This window comes from uncultured Maritalea sp. (assembly GCF_937139385.1).
Lineage (GTDB): Bacteria > Pseudomonadota > Alphaproteobacteria > Rhizobiales > Devosiaceae > Maritalea > Maritalea porphyrae_A.
In genome coordinates this window covers 1-17264 of sequence record NZ_CAKZPW010000197.1, presented here as the reverse complement: position 1 = coordinate 17264, position 17264 = coordinate 1, and the positions used below count along the sequence as shown (strand labels likewise).

Sequence of the window (17264 nt, the reverse complement as noted above, 5' to 3'; positions counted from 1 at the left end):
TGAACATATTGGCGCCTCCATTCAATCTGTGAATTATTGGGGCGCGGAGGCGGGGCCGGTGTTTTTGCTGTTCTTCGTAATCGGCGCGATTATTCTTAACATATTGCTGTTTCAGTCCAAGCTGGTGCCACGATGGATTTCATTGGCAGGAACAGTTTCTGCCGTGCTGTTACTGTCGGGCAGCCTGTTTTATACGTTTGAACTTATCTCACCTACGCTTGCAACCGGGCTCATGGTGCCAATTGCCGTGCAAGAGATGGTTTTTGCCCTTTGGTTGATTTTCAAAGGGTTTGATGAGCGCGCCTTGAAGGATCTGGGGTACTTAAAAACCGCATGATGTGGGATTGGTTGAGCGCGTTGGTTTTATAATTAGCGCATCAACAGGGCTGACGTATTTATGTGTTTTCAACCGAAGTGAGGTTGCAAGCCAAAAAGCAGTAGTGGAGCAACAAAAATATTGACGTGTGCCGTGGCGTGTTGCAATGTCACGGCACTGCCCAAGCTTCGTCCAAGTGCAGCTCAAATCAACGTCTGATTTGCGCACTTAGGGACCAAGCAATGCAGTATATTTTTCACAAAAGAGTAAATTTAAACGCCCCGCGCTTGCTTCTGCATGCGCGGTTTTTTGCGTGCGGTTTGCATGTGGGGCGTTTTTTGCTCACTTATCGAATCAAAGGATAGTTTGAATGAAAAACGCTGCTACAGCGCCATCAGAGAATGTGCCCAAGGCGATCATTTTGACGCTTGTGTCATTGGTAATTTTTGGGGTGCAGGATATTGCTGTCAAATTATTGGTGGCCGATTTTTCGGTCATGCAGGTGGTTATGATCCGGTTTTGGGGTGTGGCATTATTCACCCTGATATGGATCGGTCGAAACAGTGACCTTCGATTGGTTGCTCGCTCGCATTATCCCAAACTGCAAATCCTACGGTCTGTTTTGTTGCTCATTGATATTTGGCTGTTTTCCGCTGCACTGGGCCATATGCAAACTTCTGATTTGCAGGCCATGTTTATGCTCTATCCCATTGTCGTCAGCTTGCTGGCTGTACCGATCCTTGGGGAGAAGATGGGGATTTACCGTTGGATTGCTGTTTTGGTCGGCTTTGTGGGCGCAATGGTTGTTATTCGCCCTGGCTTCCAAACGATTGATGTTTCTATCTGGTTGGTCGTTGGCGCTGTATTGAGTTTTTCGCTTTACACGGTGTTGACGCGAAAAGTGGCCACAAAAGACAGTACCAAAACATCGATGCTTTATTTGGCTCTGGTGGCTTTGGTCTTGTCCACTGTGACTGGTGTATTTGAACTTGAAGCCATGGGTATGCGCGGCTGGTTGCTGATGATTATTGTTATCGTTTGCGCCATTGCGACGCATCTCTTGTTCACCGTGGCGTTAAAACATGCGCCAGCGAGCACATTGCAGCCGCTAAATTTCTTGGCGCTGCCGGTGGCTGTGGGGCTTACGCTTTTGTTTTTTGGGCATATGACCGATGTGATCACCTTAATAGGTGGTGCGATTACCATCGGTGCGGGTTTGTTGGTTTGGTTTAGAGAAACCAAATCTTAAAAAAGGGACCAACAAACTAAGATCAGACGATTTAGGCCCTGTCATTTGATTTGACAGGCAGCTGGATCACATTAGAGCCCGTCGCTTGGCTTGGGAGTATTTCTTGCATGCGGCGGGCGTTCACCGCGTTTACCGGTTTTGAAAAGAGATAACCTTGGAACTGGTGCACGCACTCGCCTTTTGACAAGAATTCAGCCTTGGTGATGTCGTCGACGCCTTCGGCCACCAATGTGATCTCCATTTGTTTGGCGATCAGGGATACGCCGTTCAGAATGTTGCGTGAGATCTCAACCGTTGCTGCATCGTCGATGATGGATTTGTCGATTTTGATTTTATCAATTTCAATTTGACGCAAATAGTGAAGGCCACAGTAGCCTGCGCCAAAATCATCTAAGGCAATTTGAACGCCTAGCGCACGCACCCGCTCAAGAGTGGTTCGAATGTGCTCGACGTCATTGATCAAAACAGATTCGGTGATTTCAAGTTCCAGCCGATATGGGGGCAATCCGCTGTCGTTAAGGGCCTCTTGAACGGTGGTCAAAAAGTCAGATCGGATCATTTGTACGGGTGATACATTTACCGATACAAATAGGTCGGGGTGCCAACTCGCACATTCGATACAGGCTTGCTGCAACATGTGTGCGCCAATATCCAAAATCAATCCTGTGCTTTCAGCGATGGGGATGAATTGTTCTGGGTTTAGGATTTCGCCATCGGGCAATTCAATTCGGCAAAGGGCTTCGAACCCTGCAATTTGCAGTGGATTTTTGGCCTGAACGATGGAATGGAAATAGGGTATTAGGGTGCCTTTTTCAATTGTATCGCGCAGAATGCCCTCGATCCGGCGGCGGTTTGACGCTTCTGAGGCGAAGCGGGGTTCAAAGACGCAACTGGCGTGGCCGGTTTCTTTGGCTTTATAAAGCGCCAAATCAGCGGCTTTGAGCAATTGTTCTTGGTTGGTGCCATGAAACGGCGAAAGGGCTGTGCCAATAGAAGCGGTCACATTAATTTCGTGGTCTGACAGATTATACCGCTTCGCCAGATGCACGCGCAGCTCGCGGCCAAAATGGGTGGCAGCCAATTCATTTGACGTGGCAAATTGAATGACGACAAATTCATCGCCGCCAAACCGAGCAACAAATCCGGCGTTGCCGACCCAGTCTTGAATGCGCCGCCCTGTTTCAATGATCAGTTCATTGCCCACATCATGACCAAGCGAATCGTTGACCTGTTTAAATCGGTCGATATCTAGGAAATGTAGCGCAAAAGCTGTTTGGTTTTTGTCGTCAGTCAGAAGATTTTTCAACTGGTTGTTAAGCGCCAGCATGTTGGGCAGGCCGGTTAAATGATCGGTTGTGGCTTGCGCTTTGATAATGGCATTTGCGCGCTGTAAGCGCCCTGAAGTGCGGTAGGATGGGAACAGAAAGATCGGGGCCACGAAAGAGGCAATGACAAGGGTCACCCCCAATTGGTACCAAATGCCTGCGTAATAGACACCAACAGTATTATAGGCGATCACTGCAAGAATAGAGGCAAGCACTGTTGCCCCAGTTGATTGAAACAATGTCAGTTTGAACGGGCTGATCGAGGGATCGCCCGCAAAGTACTGACATAGTTTTTTCCAACATTTTTTCATCATCATGCTCAAAAGCATAATGAGCAGAACTTATGATAAGATCCGCAAATTGGGTGGCATTTTAGCCAACCGATTTTCCCTTTGAATTTCAACGACCTGATGAGAGCTTGATCTGTCGAGACCTCAGAAAATACTTAGGGAATTATCTTTAGTTCTGTGATGCGATTTCGTTCTTTTTTCAACACGCGGAAGCGCTTGCCGTGGAATGTGAAGGTCTGGTTGATGTTGGGGATCATTTTAGCTTCGTCCAAAACAAGACCAGCAATGGTGGTGGCATTTTCATCGGGCAGGTTCCAATCGAGCGCACGATTGATATCGCGGATCGGCAGAGAGCCATCAACAATATAGGAGCCGTCTGGTTGTTTTTTCGCCCCTTCCATGACTTCATCATGCTCGTCGGCAATTTCCCCAACGATTTCTTCCAATATGTCTTCAAGGGTTATGAGCCCTTCAACTTCGCCATATTCGTCGACCACCAAGGCAAAGTGCGCGTTTTCGCGCAAAAACGCGTTGAGCTGTGCCTGCACGGGGGTCGTGTCTGGTACAAACCAAGGTTTTGAAACGATGGCGGAGATATTGAGCTGCTCCACGTCGCCACCGGCTTTGAACAAAGCCCGCAGCATGTCTTTGGCATGTACAACACCGACAATGTTTTCTTTGTCGTCCTTCCACAATGGAATGCGGGTATAGGGGCTTTCAAGGATTTCCTGGACCAGCTGCTCTTTGGGCATTTCAGCGTCTAAAGCGAGCATTTTGGTGCGGTGGACCATCACGTCGGATACTTCCAATGCGCTGAGATCTAAAATGCCGCCAAGCATATCGCGGTCGTTTTTGATCACCTCGCCCTCTCGGTGCAAAAGGTCCACAGTGCCGCGCAATTCTTCGTGGCCGGTCATGCCAGTGTCATCGCCTTCGCGGCGGGCACCCACCATGCGCAATAGGGCGTTGACAAGTTTTTGGATGGCAAATGTGATTGGGGCAAACAAGGCCACGATGGGCCGCACAATTGGGGCAACGCCCAACGCAAATTCATCAGGTTTGGAAATGGCCCAAGTTTTTGGCAAAACTTCAGAAAATATAACAACAAGCGCGGTCATGGCGATCGTTGCATATATCACACCCGTGTCACCAAACAGGGCGATCAACACGCTTGTGGCCAAAGAGGACGCGAGGATGTTGACGAGGTTGTTGCCCAGCAATAGTGCGCCGATCAAGCGCTCTTTATCGGCAATAAGTTTTTCAACAAGCTCAGCACGCTTGTTTCCGGCCTTCACCCAGTGGTGAATGCGGGCGCGCGAGGCTGCGGTCAGGGCTGTTTCGGAGCCAGAGAAAAATCCAGAAAGGGAAAGCAGCACCAGAATTGAGACCACCGAAATCCAAAAGGTTGGTGGCATTGATGCGAAAAACTCAGCCATTAGGTTCGTTGCTCCTCAAGAAACGCAGAAATTGAATGTGGGTCACATCCCTTTTGAATGAAAGCCTTGCCAACGCCATTTGTCAAAATAAAGGTGAGTGTGCCGCGCGATACTTTTTTGTCTTGAGCGATATGATGCATTAATTCTTCGGTTGAAGCGAGGGGGCCTGGGATATCGTTGAGCTCGGTTGGCAGACCAACGGCTTTGAAGTGGTTGGTGACACGCACTGCGTCTTGGCCATTGGCGATACCAATTTTGGTGGAATAGCGATGGGCCAGCACCATGCCGATTGAAATGGCTTCGCCGTGCAACAAGCGATTTGAATAGCCGGTGACCGCTTCAAAAGCATGGCCAAAGGTGTGCCCTAGGTTGAGCAAGGCGCGCGCGCCATGTTCTTTTTCGTCCGCTGCAACAAAGCGCGCCTTTGCCCGACAAGAATGGGCGATGGCTTTTGCACGGGCGGGGCCGCCCGCAAATATTTCGCGCCAATGTTCTTCCAGCCAAAAGAAAAACTCTTCATCGTCGATCAGGCCATATTTTGCCATTTCTGCATAGCCGGCGCGGAACTGACGTTCGGACAAGGTGCCAAGGGCTTGCAAGTCGGCAGCCACATAGCGGGGTTGATGAAAGGCACCAATTAGGTTTTTGCCGTGGGGCGAGTTGATACCTGTTTTACCGCCAACAGAACTATCCACTTGCGCCAACAATGAGGTCGGAACTTGCACAAAATCCATGCCGCGCCGGATGATGGAGGCGGCAAAGCCTGCCAAATCACCCACAACGCCGCCGCCAAATGCAATAATAATGTCGTTGCGCTCAAGCCGTTCATCGAGCAAAGCCTCAACAACACGATTAAGCTGTGCGTTACATTTTGAGCTTTCCCCCGCAGGAATGGTGACCACCGAATAGTCTAGCCCTTCGCTCTCAAGGGCGCGTTTGAGACGAGGCAATTGCTCGCGTTCAACGTTCTCATCGGTCACAATTCCATAGCGTGCGCCGGGAAACATGGTTTTGAGTTTTGCGCCCAGTGTGTCGATGGCGTCAGGGCTGACATTAATATCATAGGCACGTTCGCCCAGATCAATATGAACGATATTATTGCTCGTCATTTGTTTTTTTTAACTTTGCGGTTGGGTCCAAATGGTCGGCGAGGGCCGCCACTATTTCTGCACCAATTTGTTCGTGGCTTGCTTCATGGGACATAACGGTTACATCCGCTTCAGCGTAAGTTGGATATCTTAAATCAACCAGTGCTTTGAGTGTGCCAAACGGGTCCGGCGTGCGCAAGAGCGGTCGCGTGTTGCGGCGCGAAACACGCTCGAACAGCAATTCAACGTCGGCTTTCAACCAAACGCAAATGGCGTGCTGCGATATGTTTTTGCGGGTGATCGGATCCATATATGCGCCGCCACCTGTTGAAATGATCGCATCACGGCGGGTGCGCAAAAGCCGGGCGATCACGCGGGTTTCCCCTGCGCGAAACTCTTCTTCACCATGGGTTTCAAAAATATCGGGAATTGGCATGCCCGCTGCCAATTCAATTTCGTCGTCGCTATCAACAAATTCAAGCCCCAAAAAATGGGCGACACGTTTGCCGACCGTGGATTTGCCTGCGCCCATCATGCCGATGATCACAATTGGTTTGGCGCCGCGATTTGCGTTAACCCGATCTGCATTGCGTTGCACTACGGTGCTGTCTAGTTCGACGGGCACTAACTTCTCCACCTTGTTCTTGAATGAGAGGTTGAAGCGATCTGTGGGGGAATTGTCAAGCCACCTCGCTCAATCAAATGCTTGATTGGAACCGCGAAATGAACGAAAAAGGGTGCAATTGGAAGGAACCAAGTCCAAATGCCCACGCTTATTCGTTTTCTGGTCTTTATCGGTGTACTCGCAGCGATCATCTATGGCTCAATGTATGCGCTGACGATTTTTGTTGAGCCCGAACCTCGTGAAATGAGCCAACGCATTCCCTCGCGCGACTTGTTCAACAACTAATGACTGATCAATATTTGGTCGAAAACTTCCTAGAAATGATGAGTGCAGAGCGCGGCGCTGCCAGCAATACGCTTGAGGCCTACCGGCGCGATCTCACCGATTATGCGGGGTTTGTTGATGGTCAAAAACATCAAATCGGTACCGCGGACCGTCAGCTGGTGCAGCACTATTTAATATCGTTGGATGAGCGCGGTTTTGCGCCTTCAAGTGCGGCGCGGCGTTTGAGCTCTTTGCGCCAATTCTATCAGTTTTTGGTTTCTGATGGGGTGCGCCCTGATGATCCAACCCGGGTCATTCCCGCGCCAAGAGCGGGCACCAAACTGCCAAAGACCATGAGCATTGAAGAGGTGGATCAGCTTTTTGCGCAGGCCGAACGTGAGGCAACGGAAGAAGAATTGTCAGCCAAGGCAAAACTTAGGGCGCAAAAGCTATATGTTTTGTTGGAGCTTTTATATGGCACGGGCATGCGGGTTTCTGAATTGGTGGGGCTTTTGCGCTCAAGCGTGACGCGAGAAGGGTCGATGTTAAACATTATCGGCAAAGGCAACAAAGAACGGGTGGTGCCGCTCAACGATCGCGCAAAAGATGCATTGTTGAATTATTTGCAAGGTTTGGCGCCGGGGCGGTTTGTTTTTCCGGCAAAAACGGACACCGGCTATATGGCCCGTCAAGTGTTTGCGCGTGAACTGAAAGCATTGGCGGCGCGCGCTGGATTGGATACTTCAAAAATCTCGCCACATATTTTGCGCCATGCTTTTGCCTCACATTTGTTGGAAAGGGGGGCAGACCTTCGTGTGGTGCAATTATTGTTGGGGCATTCTGATATTTCAACGACACAAATCTACACGCACATTTTGGATGAGCGGTTGACCTCGCTTGTGCAAGATCACCATCCCTTGGCCAAGGAGTAGGGGCATTGAGCGCCAAAACACGATAGCAGTTGGGCGAATGAGTTGCTAATCTGCGCATCAAAGCTTGACATTATCCGGGGGAATGGCCACTTTCCGCCGCAATCATATGGGTTCAAAAAGCCTTCAGCGATCGCTGGGCTTTGGAACGACAAAGAAGACGGATAAAGATGCAGTCCTATCTCGAATTTGAAAAGCCAGTCGCTGATATTCAAGGCAAAGTTCAAGAATTGAAATCGCTCGCACAAAGTGGCGAAGCGGTTGAAATTGACGATGAAGTGAAACGTTTGCAAACCAAAGCAGACGAGGCCATGCATGAGATTTATGGGCGTTTGTCCCCTTGGCAAAAAACCCAAGTGGCGCGGCATCCGCTGCGGCCGCATTTCGTTGACTATATCAAAAGCCTGATCACTGATTTTGTGCCATTGGCTGGCGACCGAAAATTTGCCGAAGACGCTGCGGTTCAGACGGGCTTTGGTCGGTTTGATGGAAAACCTGTTGCCATTATCGGGCAAGAAAAAGGCTCGAATACTGAGACGCGCCTGAAGCATAATTTCGGCTCTGCCCGGCCTGAAGGCTACCGCAAAGCGGTGCGTGTGATGGATATGGCGGATCGGTTTGATATTCCGGTGTTGTTCTTTGTGGATACCGCCGGTGCTTATCCGGGCGTTGGCGCTGAAGAGCGCGGCCAAGCCGAAGCGATTGCGCGATCTACCGAAATGTGCCTTGAAATTGGCGTGCCCTCAATTGCTATTGTTATTGGCGAAGGTGGTTCAGGCGGTGCGATTGCAATTGCGACGGCGAACAAAGTGGTGATGCTCGAGCATTCGATTTATACGGTTGCTTCGCCAGAAGCGGCGGCTTCAATTTTGTGGCGTGACGCGGCTAAAGCGCAAGATGCGGCAAACAATATGAAGATCACCGCGCAAGATCTTTTGCAGTTTGGCATAATTGATCAGATCGTGCCTGAGCCTGTTGGTGGCGCACATCGCCACGCACAAGAGGTTATGCAATCCGTGCACAAAGTGATTGAGGATTTCTTGGCTGAGTTTGACGGCAAGGGCCGTTTGGAAGTGCGCGAACACCGGCGCGAAAAATACCTCGCGATGGGCTCAAACCTCACCTAAATGTGAATTGGCTATTGCGTAAAAGCATTAGGCACCCCAATTGATTAACTGTAATTTATTGGGGTCCCCTTATGCTATTTGGCCGGGACCTGCATTTGGAGAGTTTGGTGTTGATTGGTTTGCGTCAATTTACAAAATTATCGTTGATCGTGTTGGCCATTGGCCTGCTTGGAGCCTGTACCACAGGGTTTGAGAGCAACCGGCACAATATACCTCTATCTTCTTTGACCAAAGCGCGGCTGAGCCAAATGGGCTCAAGCGAAAAGGCGCCCATGTTGGTTCGTATTTTCAAACGAGACAGCGAGTTGGAAGTGTGGAAAAAGGTTGAGAAAACTGGCAAGTTTGAGCACTTCCGTACCTATAAAATCTGCGCGTGGTCGGGTGATCTTGGTCCAAAAATCAAAGAGGGCGATCGTCAATCACCTGAAGGATTTTATGATGTAACCCCGGGTCTGATGAACCCACGCTCCAACTATTTCTTGGCGTTTAACCTTGGTTTTCCAAACAAATTTGATCGTGCGCATGGCCGCACCGGGTCAAATATTATGGTGCACGGCGATTGTTCTTCGCGCGGCTGCTATGCGATGACGGATGAACAGGTTGGCGAGATTTACGCTTTGGCACGGGAGACTTTTAAGGGCGGCAGCAAAAGCTTTCAGGTTCAAGTTTTTCCATTTCGCATGACGGCGGAAAACTTAGCTGAATTTAGCGACAGCAAGCATATGTCTTTCTGGCGTGATATCAAAGTAGGTTACGACCATTTTGAGTTGACCAAAGAACGCCCGAAGTGGGAAGTGTGCAATGGTCGATATGGCATCAATCGGGCAGGCGGTTGCGGCGCTTCAACATTGAACGCTGATATGAAAGCGGCCTATAGCCAAATGCAAACTGCAGATGCGGCTGCTTTTGAAGTTGCCATGGCCAACAAGGCTCAGTCGGAAAAAGATGCGGCCGCCGCAGCGCAGCGCAAAATTGAGGCGGCGCAAGCAGCTGAAGAGCGCAAAATTGCCGTGAACCAAACCACACAGAAAGTGACGAGCTGGTTTGGTGGTTTGTTTGGTGCAGTTGAGCAGACTGAAGGTGGTGAAGACGCGAATGCGCCAGTGCCGCCGCCGCGGCAGTAGGCTTTAACATCGATTGACAGCTGATAAACGTGCGCTAGTGTCTTTGATATGAGTATTGAAGAAATTTTGCGCTGGTCCTCCTTGAAACATGAATTGGCTTTGGAAACTCAGCTTTTCGGTTTTCCATCAAAAAGGGTGCGAAATTGGCTACATCAGCAATTGAACTTCATCCATGACCCTGATTTTGCACGGCTGTTTTCCGACAATATTGACCGTTTTGATGTTGAGCCAAGCGCCTACAATCATCGATTGATCGAAACTGAAGATGGCGCGATGCTGGCCGGCATTCGGTTTTATGGGCTGGACGTTGACCGACCCTTCGTTGACGTTATCGCGCATGAGTTTTCTGATCTTTATGCTTTGCGAAAACATGTCAAAGAGCATTGGTGTGTATTTGCGCCTCAATTTGTGCGCCTCACTGCGCCTGCGCATGAAATGCCAACTGCAGATGCAGTGCTAGATTGTTCCATTCACGGCGCGCGATATGGCCAAATGGCTGAGGCAACGGAACAGGTTTCTCTATCTCAAGATGCAGATGTGTGCGCCCTCAAAGAAATGATCGATGTGCGATGTGAACGGGTGAAGCGGGATCACCCACAATTGCGACGCAACACTAATGGCGCCGATTTGGATGATCTGACAAGTTGTCATGAGAACGGCGACCTCTATGTGGCGCATGTTGCACACCAGCCAGAACCCATTGGCATGATTTGCATTCGCGACAGTGCGATTGGCTGGCTGCAAGGCGATGAGGTGGTAGAAGAAGTGATTGTTTCTTCCGCGTCCGGACATGGATATGCCACACATATGCAAAAAAACTTGGCGGCTTTGCGGGCAAAACAAACACCAGAGCGGTTGATGATTGGTACCATCGATAGGTACAATCATGCATCACGCAAATCAGCAGAACGCGCGGGGCGACCTGAGATTATGCGACGGGTGTTTTTGCCGCTTTAGAGCTTTTTGATCCAATAGCCAACTGTTTTGGTTTCATCCAAAGCAGCGATGTCGATCATTTCAAACCCCAGCTTTTCATGGAAGGCAACAGAGCCAGGGTTGGGTGGACAATGGTTGATTTCACAGCACACCATTTCTATGCCATCAGCTTTCGCCTTATCCATTAAATCAAGATAGAGCGTTCTGGCGTGGCCTTTGCCGCGCGCATGTTGCGCGGTGACGATCCTATCGACATAGGCAAAACTATCGTAGCGCTGTTTGAACCAAGAATAATTGATCCCATCATGGGGCGAATTGTGACTCATGGCGATCAGAAACGCGTCGAGTTCGCCGATGGTTTTGGTGAGATAAGAACGCTTGGTTAAGCGCTCAAGATCTGCGGTCTCAAGGAATGATGTTTCTTTGGCGTGAATGTTGTTGAGCGTTAAAACGCGATCAAATTGTTCAAATGATAGGGTCATTACTGCTCCTTAGAGCGGCCAAAAGACAAGAATGGCGGGCACGGACACTGCCACGATGATGATCTCAAGAGGCAATCCCATGCGCCAATAGTCGGAGAAAGAATAGCCGCCCGGCCCTAGAATGAGCATGTTGTTTTTGTGCCCGATAGGGGTGAGGAAGGCGCAACTTGCTGCAACGGCAACCGCCATCAAAAATGGGTCCGGATTGACCCCTAATTGGTTGGCGAGGCCAATGGCGATGGGGGCGGCAACAATGGCCGTGGCGGTATTGTTTAGAACATCTGAAAGGGTCATGGTGACGATCATGAGCAAGGTCAGCGCCATCCACGCAGGAAGACCTGCGGTGGCCGCAGCTAAACCATTGACGATCAGTTCTGTGCCGCCAGAACTTTCAAGCGCCGCACCTAGGGGAATCATAGACCCCAATAAAACCACCACGGGCCATTCAATCGTGTCATAAAGTTCACGTAAGGGCACAATGTCGGTGAACACAAAGATAATGGCCACAACCGCCAAGGCGACAGGCAGGTATATCCAGCCAAAGCTGGCCGCAATCAGGGCTGCGGCAAAAACACCAATGGCGAGCCATGCGCGATCATATTGGGTGACAGGCAATTGCCGGTCGGCAAGGGGCAAGAAGCCCATGCGGCCGATAACATCTTCAACATTGTCTGGCGCACCTAGGAGCAGCAATATATCGCCGGGCTCAAGTTCTGTCTTGCGCACCTGGGTGCGTATGGCCTTGCCTTGGCGCGATATCCCTAGCAGCGAAACACCATAGCGCGGCAATAGTTTTGATTGCATGGCCGTACGGCCCGCCAAACGGCTCTCACGTGTTACAACAGCCTCGGCCAAAACTACATCGCCCGACAAAGCGTTGTTTGTTGCGGTTTGGCCTTGGAATTTAAGGCCCAATGCGCCGACCAAGGCATTTATGGCTTCAGGCGAAGCTTCAATGATCAAATGATCACCTGCTTTGATTTCTTCGTTCCGGGCCCGCCCGGCCAAACGCTTCCCACGTCGGGACAAGCCCAGCACATGGCAGTCGTTCTCTTCGGCGATGGCGTCGAGTTCTTTTACCTTTTGGCCGATCGCTTTGCTGTCATCGGCAACCACCAAATCCGCGATATAGCCTTCCAGTTCTGCCAATTCACTTGTGGCGTTTTTGCTGCGGGACTGTTCAGGGATCAACCGCCAGCCGATGGTGGCCACATAGGTGATGCCAACTACAGAGGCGATGATGCCAACAGGGGCAAAATCAAACATCTTGAACGGTTCGCCCAAGGTGGTCTCGCGGATTGAAGCGATAATGATATTTGGCGGTGTACCAATAAGGGTAACTAAGCCACCCAATATGGTAGCAAAAGACAAGGGCATTAGGGTTTGGCTGGGTGTGCGACCCGCCTTTTGGGCGGCTTGAATATCGACAGGCATCAACATAGCCAACGCCGCTACGTTGTTCATAAAGGCGGACAGAATACCCCCAAGACCACCCATAATAGTGATATGCATGCCAATGGAGCGCGATTGATCAATTACTGAGCGGGTGATCAAATCTACTGCGCCTGAGTTTGTCAGGCCACGTGATACAATAAGCACCAATGCAACAATTATTGTGGCGGGGTGGCCAAAGCCGGAAAATGCCATTTGTGTTGGCACAAGCTGCAGCAGCAATGCAATAATAAGTGCGGTGAATGCGATGAGATCATAACGCCATCTGCCCCACAACAGACCGACAAAGACCAAAAAGAAAAGGGAAAATAGGAGGATTTGGTCAAGGGTCATAAAGCGGAGAGCCTAGTTGAATTGGCGATTTGATTTTGTTTGATAATCGCAAATTCGTGGGCTGTCGACTAGGGGGTAAAACGGATTAGTTTTCTTTGTGTGGTTTGGGGTGAACGGGGAAATTTCTCCGAAATTGGGTTTGGGAGAAATGATGATGTCTGAATTTGTGAGCCTTGTGACGAGCATAAGGGATTGCACCCTTTGTGCCGCCCATTTGCCGCTTGGGCCCAGACCGGTGTTGCAAGTCAGCACAACAGCAAAAATATTGATTGCGGGGCAAGCGCCCGGTCGCATCGTGCATGAAACGGGCAAACCTTTTGACGACAAAAGCGGCGAACGGTTACGCAATTGGTTGGGGGTAACACCAGCCCAGTTCTATGATCCAAATATTTTTGCCATTGTGCCGATGGGGTTTTGTTTTCCCGGCACTGGTTCGTCCGGTGATCTGCCGCCCCGCCGTGAATGTGGTGCCACTTGGCATGATAACTTGTTTGAACAGCTGCCGCAGTTGGAATTGAAGATTATCATTGGCGCTTATGCGATGGATTATCATTTGGGTAATCGCCAGTCCAAAACGCTCACACAAACTGTTGAGCGCTGGCAAGAGTTCTTGCCAGACTACTTGCCCTTGCCGCACCCCAGTCCGCGCAACAATATTTGGTTGCGACGAAATGCTTGGTTTGAAACGGAAGTGGTGCCAAATTTGCAAGCGCGGGTGAAGGAACTGTTGGAATGAAAACCAAAAACCTGCCGCGTTGGAATAGTGGGCTGATCTATTTGACGAAGGGATGGCCGCTTGTTCATCAAGCCCTTCAGAAAATGTTGGTGTATCGTACCGCCACTTTGCCCCATTTTGAAAATGAACAGGCCATCAATTGGTTCGAAAGTCGATTGGCTGATGCAAATTGCTATTTAGAATTTGGCAGCGGGGGATCGACTTTTTTGGCGGCAAAGCGGGGCTTGCCTTTTGTCAGCAAAGAGAGTGATTTGCTTTTCTCGCTGAGCGTGCGCCAGACAGTTGAGCAGGCGGGATATCAAGACGCTAATCAGCATTACATTCATGCAGATATTGGGTTCACAGGGGATTGGGGTTATCCAAGCAAAGGGCGTGATTTATCTAAGAACCAAATCAAGCGTTTTGCGCAATATTCAGACCTGCCCCAAGGTGTAAGACCAGACTTCATTCTGATCGATGGGCGCTTTCGGGTCGCTTGTGCGCTGAAATGCATTCAGGCCCTTGGGGATGAAACAGAATGGACCATGGTGGTTGACGACTACATAGATCGGCCCGAGTATCACGTCATTGAGCAATTCGCACAGTTGCAAGAAATTGTTGGTCGTATGGCGGTTTTTCAGAAGTGCGCAGCCGTACCGGCGGATGCATTGGCTCAGGTGTTAAGCGAATATCTTTTTGACTGTCGCTAGGCCCATTATGCAACGGGCGCACCGCCGAGGGCCGCGAGTATGGTTTTTAGACAGGTTTTTTCAAAACAAAGAAAATAAAGCGTGGCTGTGTGGTTAGCTTCTCATAGGCATCTGGAAACTTCTCTTTGGCGGTTTCAAGCGGCTTGGGCTCTCTTATGGTTTCAATTTGTAAGCCTGATGCGTTTATTTCTTCAATCATTTGCGTTAGCGGGCGACGCCAATAGCGCACGAGCATCGTTTCGCCATCAATTTTGCGTTTGTTTTCTATTGGTGCATGAGCAAAGTAGTTTTTACCTTCGACTTTTTCGATTTCAATGAATGGGTGAAGTGTTGAAAAAACAAGCCGCCCGCCAGGTTTTAAGAGCCGATGGAATTCGCTCAGCGGTGTTTTCCAGTCCTTTATGAAATGCAGCGCAAGTGCACATAAGATGCCGTCAAACTCAGCCTCTGCATATGGCAAAGGATTGGATAAATCCGCAATTTTAAATTGCATTTGATCGCCTAGAGCGTCTTTGGCAAATTGGAGCATTTTTGCACTAATATCGCATCCGGACACGCTTGCGCCCTTTGCCAAGAGGTCGGCGCTGTGTTTTCCCGCCCCGCAGCCAGCATCCAAAAGGTTCAGGCCATTTATATTCCCCATCAATTTAACAGATGTTGGGCGTTCATAAAGATCGTGCCATAGGCTAATTTTGTCGACGTCATAAAACTTGGCAAGTTGATTAAAGTCTGTGGCCGTCATTGGGTTCCCCTAGAACAAAAAAGCCGCCCGACAAATCGAGCGGCCTTTGACTTTTTAAACGTTACATACCGAACTAGGCAATTGCGCCGTGGCAGTGTTTGTACTTTTTGCCAGATCCACATGGGCACGCTTCATTGCGGCGCACCTTGCCCCAAGTTGAGGGATCTTCTGGATTGATCTGATCGGTTGCTGGAATAGCGTCATTTTCACCGGTGAGGGGGTCGATGTGCTGTTCTTGCATTGGGGGCATTTGTGGCTCTGGTGGGGCCACTTGCACTTGTACGTGGCTAAGTTGAGCGATCACCAATTCGCGCAAGCTATCGAGCAATGTTTGGAATAGTTCATAGCCTTCTTGCTTATACTCATTAAGTGGGTCGCGCTGGGCAAGGCCACGCCAACCCACCACTTTTGACAGGTGATCAAGGGTGACCAAATGCTCGCGCCAAAGACCATCAATGGATTGCAGCAAAATCTGCTTTTCGATTTGGCGCATGATTTCGGGTGAATAGTCGGCTGCTTTTTTGGCTGCAGTTTCATCCGCCAATTTCACCAAACGCTCTGTTACCTGTTCGGCGTCGATGCCTTCTTCTTCAGACCATTCTTTGATCGGGGCATCTACATTGAGGTAAGTCTTGGCGGCTTCTGCCAATTGCTCATGTTTCCATTGCTCTGGGTAAGAGCGCTCGGGAATGGCTTTTTCAATGATGTCATGCACAACGTCTTCGCGCATTTCTTTGATGGCTTCGGCCACATTGGCATTGTCCATCAATTCAAGGCGTTGTTCAAAAATGACCTTACGTTGATCATTCATCACATCATCGTATTTGAGGATATTTTTACGAATGTCGAAGTTGCGGGCTTCTACTTTTTGTTGGCTGCGCTCAAGGGCTTTTGTGACCCAAGGGTGGGCAATGGCTTCGCCATCTTCAAGGCCCAATTTAACCAACATGCCTTCCATGCGTTCTGGCGCAAAGATGCGCATCAGATCATCTTGCAAAGACAGGTAAAACTTGGAGCGACCCGGATCACCCTGACGGCCAGAACGGCCACGCAATTGATTGTCGATCCGGCGAGATTCGTGCCGTTCGGTGCCGATCACATAAAGGCCACCAGCGGCGAGCGCTTCTTGCTTGCGGGTTTCAATTTCAGCTTCGATTTGCTTGATTTTGGCGTCGCGCACTTCACCTTCAAGGTCACCGCATTCGTTTTCAACGCGCATTTCTAAGTTGCCGCCAAGCTGAATGTCAGTGCCGCGGCCCGCCATGTTGGTGGCGATGGTCACTGCGCCGGGCATGCCTGCGTCTGCAATGATTTGCGCTTCTTGTTCGTGATGACGGGCGTTGAGAACTTTGATGTCCTTGGCGCCTTTTTTCTTGAGCAAGTCAGCCAAGAACTCAGATTTTTCGATCGATGTGGTGCCGACCAAAACCGGTTGCTTGCGCTTTTGGCATTCAAGAACTTCGTCTGCGATGGCAGTGAATTTTTCCTCAACCGTGCGGTAAACTTCGTCTTCCTCGTCAATCCGCGACAAATCTTTGTTGGTTGGGATTGAAATAACGTCCAACTTATAAATGTCGGCAAATTCTTCAGCTTCGGTTGCCGCGGTGCCGGTCATGCCGGCAAGCTTATTGTAAAGACGGAAGTAGTTTTGGAACGTGATCGAAGCTAGCGTTTGGTTCTCTGGCTGAATTTTTGCGCCTTCTTTAGCTTCTAGAGCTTGGTGCAAACCTTCAGAAAAACGACGGCCCGGCATCATACGGCCAGTGAATTCGTCGATGATGACAACTTCATCATCGCGCACGATATAGTCTTTGTCACGCGTGAAGAGTTTGTGCGCCCGAAGGGCTGAATTGAGGTGATGAACGATAGAAACGTTCTCAATGTCAAAAAGGCTTTCGCCTTTAATCAGATCGGCTTCTTTTAGGATGGTCTCAAATTTTTCGATCCCATCATCAGTGAAAGAGGCAGAGCGTTGTTTTTCGTCCAGTTCAAAGTCTTCGTCGGCCAAGTGCTTCATCAGTGCGTCAATTTGCACATAGAGATCGGAGCGATCTTCAGAAGGGCCTGAAATAATCAAAGGCGTACGCGCCTCATCGATCAAAATTGAATCGACCTCATCCA

At 49.8% G+C, this 17264-nt stretch carries 17 protein-coding genes; 9 read left to right on the top strand and 8 right to left on the bottom strand.

The features are described from left to right. Nucleotides 1–337 (top strand): DUF4386 domain-containing protein (locus Q0231_RS08565; RefSeq protein WP_299347151.1); only part of this gene is annotated, 337 nt, incomplete at its 5' end. A gap of 349 nt (nt 338–686) precedes the next feature. Continuing rightward, on the top strand, nt 687–1565 hold the full coding sequence (locus Q0231_RS08560) for a DMT family transporter (protein WP_299347149.1): 879 nt from the start codon (nt 687–689) through the stop codon (nt 1563–1565). A gap of 31 nt (nt 1566–1596) precedes the next feature. Here Q0231_RS08560 and Q0231_RS08555 read toward each other — a convergent pair whose 3' ends face one another. From Q0231_RS08555 to Q0231_RS08540, 4 genes are all read right to left on the bottom strand, one after another. Further along, the gene (locus Q0231_RS08555) at nt 1597–3207 is read right to left on the bottom strand and encodes a bifunctional diguanylate cyclase/phosphodiesterase (protein ID WP_299347148.1); all 1611 of its coding nucleotides are present in this window, start codon (nt 3205–3207) and stop codon (nt 1597–1599) included. A 128-nt stretch (nt 3208–3335) separates the two neighbouring features. Beyond that, nucleotides 3336–4616 carry an HlyC/CorC family transporter gene (locus Q0231_RS08550; RefSeq protein ID WP_269395070.1) on the bottom strand — a complete coding sequence of 427 codons (1281 nt, stop codon included), beginning with the start codon at nt 4614–4616 and terminating at the stop codon, nt 3336–3338. After that, nucleotides 4616–5725: a 3-dehydroquinate synthase gene (gene aroB, locus Q0231_RS08545; protein ID WP_299347143.1), complete on the bottom strand. Its 1110-nt coding sequence runs from the start codon at nt 5723–5725 to the stop codon at nt 4616–4618. The genes Q0231_RS08550 and aroB overlap by 1 nt, the downstream gene beginning before the upstream one ends. After that, nucleotides 5712–6329, bottom strand: coding sequence for a shikimate kinase (locus Q0231_RS08540; RefSeq protein WP_299347141.1), 618 nt, complete (start codon nt 6327–6329; stop codon nt 5712–5714). Before Q0231_RS08540 ends, aroB begins: the two co-directional genes overlap by 14 nt. Before the next feature lie 138 nt (nt 6330–6467). Here Q0231_RS08540 and Q0231_RS08535 point away from each other — a divergent pair, with 138 nt between their 5' ends. The 5 genes from Q0231_RS08535 to Q0231_RS08515 all read left to right on the top strand — a co-directional run bounded on the left by Q0231_RS08535 (nt 6468) and on the right by Q0231_RS08515 (nt 10730). After that, nucleotides 6468–6614 carry a histidine kinase gene (locus Q0231_RS08535; RefSeq protein WP_269395067.1) on the top strand — a complete coding sequence of 49 codons (147 nt, stop codon included), beginning with the start codon at nt 6468–6470 and terminating at the stop codon, nt 6612–6614. Continuing rightward, entirely contained in the window at nt 6614–7525 is a 912-nt protein-coding gene (locus Q0231_RS08530) for a site-specific tyrosine recombinase XerD (protein ID WP_269395066.1), read from the top strand. The genes Q0231_RS08535 and Q0231_RS08530 overlap by 1 nt, the downstream gene beginning before the upstream one ends. Nucleotides 7526–7692: 167 nt before the next feature. Continuing rightward, entirely contained in the window at nt 7693–8649 is a 957-nt protein-coding gene (locus Q0231_RS08525; RefSeq protein WP_269395065.1) for an acetyl-CoA carboxylase carboxyltransferase subunit alpha, read from the top strand. Between the two features lie 71 nt (nt 8650–8720). Then, nucleotides 8721–9773 (top strand): L,D-transpeptidase family protein, encoded by a 1053-nt coding sequence (locus Q0231_RS08520; protein ID WP_367274482.1) that lies wholly within the window; start codon nt 8721–8723, stop codon nt 9771–9773. A gap of 48 nt (nt 9774–9821) precedes the next feature. Next, nucleotides 9822–10730, top strand: a complete 909-nt coding sequence (locus tag Q0231_RS08515) for a hypothetical protein (protein WP_299347136.1) — start codon at nt 9822–9824, stop codon at nt 10728–10730. Here the strand turns inward: Q0231_RS08515 and Q0231_RS08510 are convergent. Then, complete coding sequence (locus tag Q0231_RS08510) at nt 10727–11191, bottom strand: GNAT family N-acetyltransferase (protein ID WP_299347134.1); 465 nt, start codon at nt 11189–11191, stop codon at nt 10727–10729. The two genes, Q0231_RS08515 and Q0231_RS08510, sit on opposite strands and share 4 nt — an antisense overlap. A gap of 9 nt (nt 11192–11200) precedes the next feature. Further along, nucleotides 11201–12976, bottom strand: coding sequence for an SLC13 family permease (locus Q0231_RS08505; RefSeq protein WP_269395061.1), 1776 nt, complete (start codon nt 12974–12976; stop codon nt 11201–11203). Between the two features lie 154 nt (nt 12977–13130). Here Q0231_RS08505 and Q0231_RS08500 point away from each other — a divergent pair, with 154 nt between their 5' ends. Then, nucleotides 13131–13712 carry a uracil-DNA glycosylase family protein gene (locus tag Q0231_RS08500; protein WP_299347130.1) on the top strand — a complete coding sequence of 194 codons (582 nt, stop codon included), beginning with the start codon at nt 13131–13133 and terminating at the stop codon, nt 13710–13712. Further along, the gene (locus tag Q0231_RS08495) at nt 13709–14401 is read left to right on the top strand and encodes a hypothetical protein (RefSeq protein WP_299347128.1); all 693 of its coding nucleotides are present in this window, start codon (nt 13709–13711) and stop codon (nt 14399–14401) included. The genes Q0231_RS08500 and Q0231_RS08495 overlap by 4 nt, the downstream gene beginning before the upstream one ends. A 46-nt stretch (nt 14402–14447) precedes the next feature. Here the strand turns inward: Q0231_RS08495 and Q0231_RS08490 are convergent, their stop codons facing one another. Continuing rightward, on the bottom strand, nt 14448–15143 hold the full coding sequence (locus Q0231_RS08490; RefSeq protein WP_299347126.1) for a class I SAM-dependent methyltransferase: 696 nt from the start codon (nt 15141–15143) through the stop codon (nt 14448–14450). A 73-nt stretch (nt 15144–15216) separates the two neighbouring features. Continuing rightward, a partial coding sequence (gene secA / locus Q0231_RS08485; RefSeq protein ID WP_299347124.1) for a preprotein translocase subunit SecA occupies nt 15217–17264 on the bottom strand: 2048 nt, incomplete at its 5' end.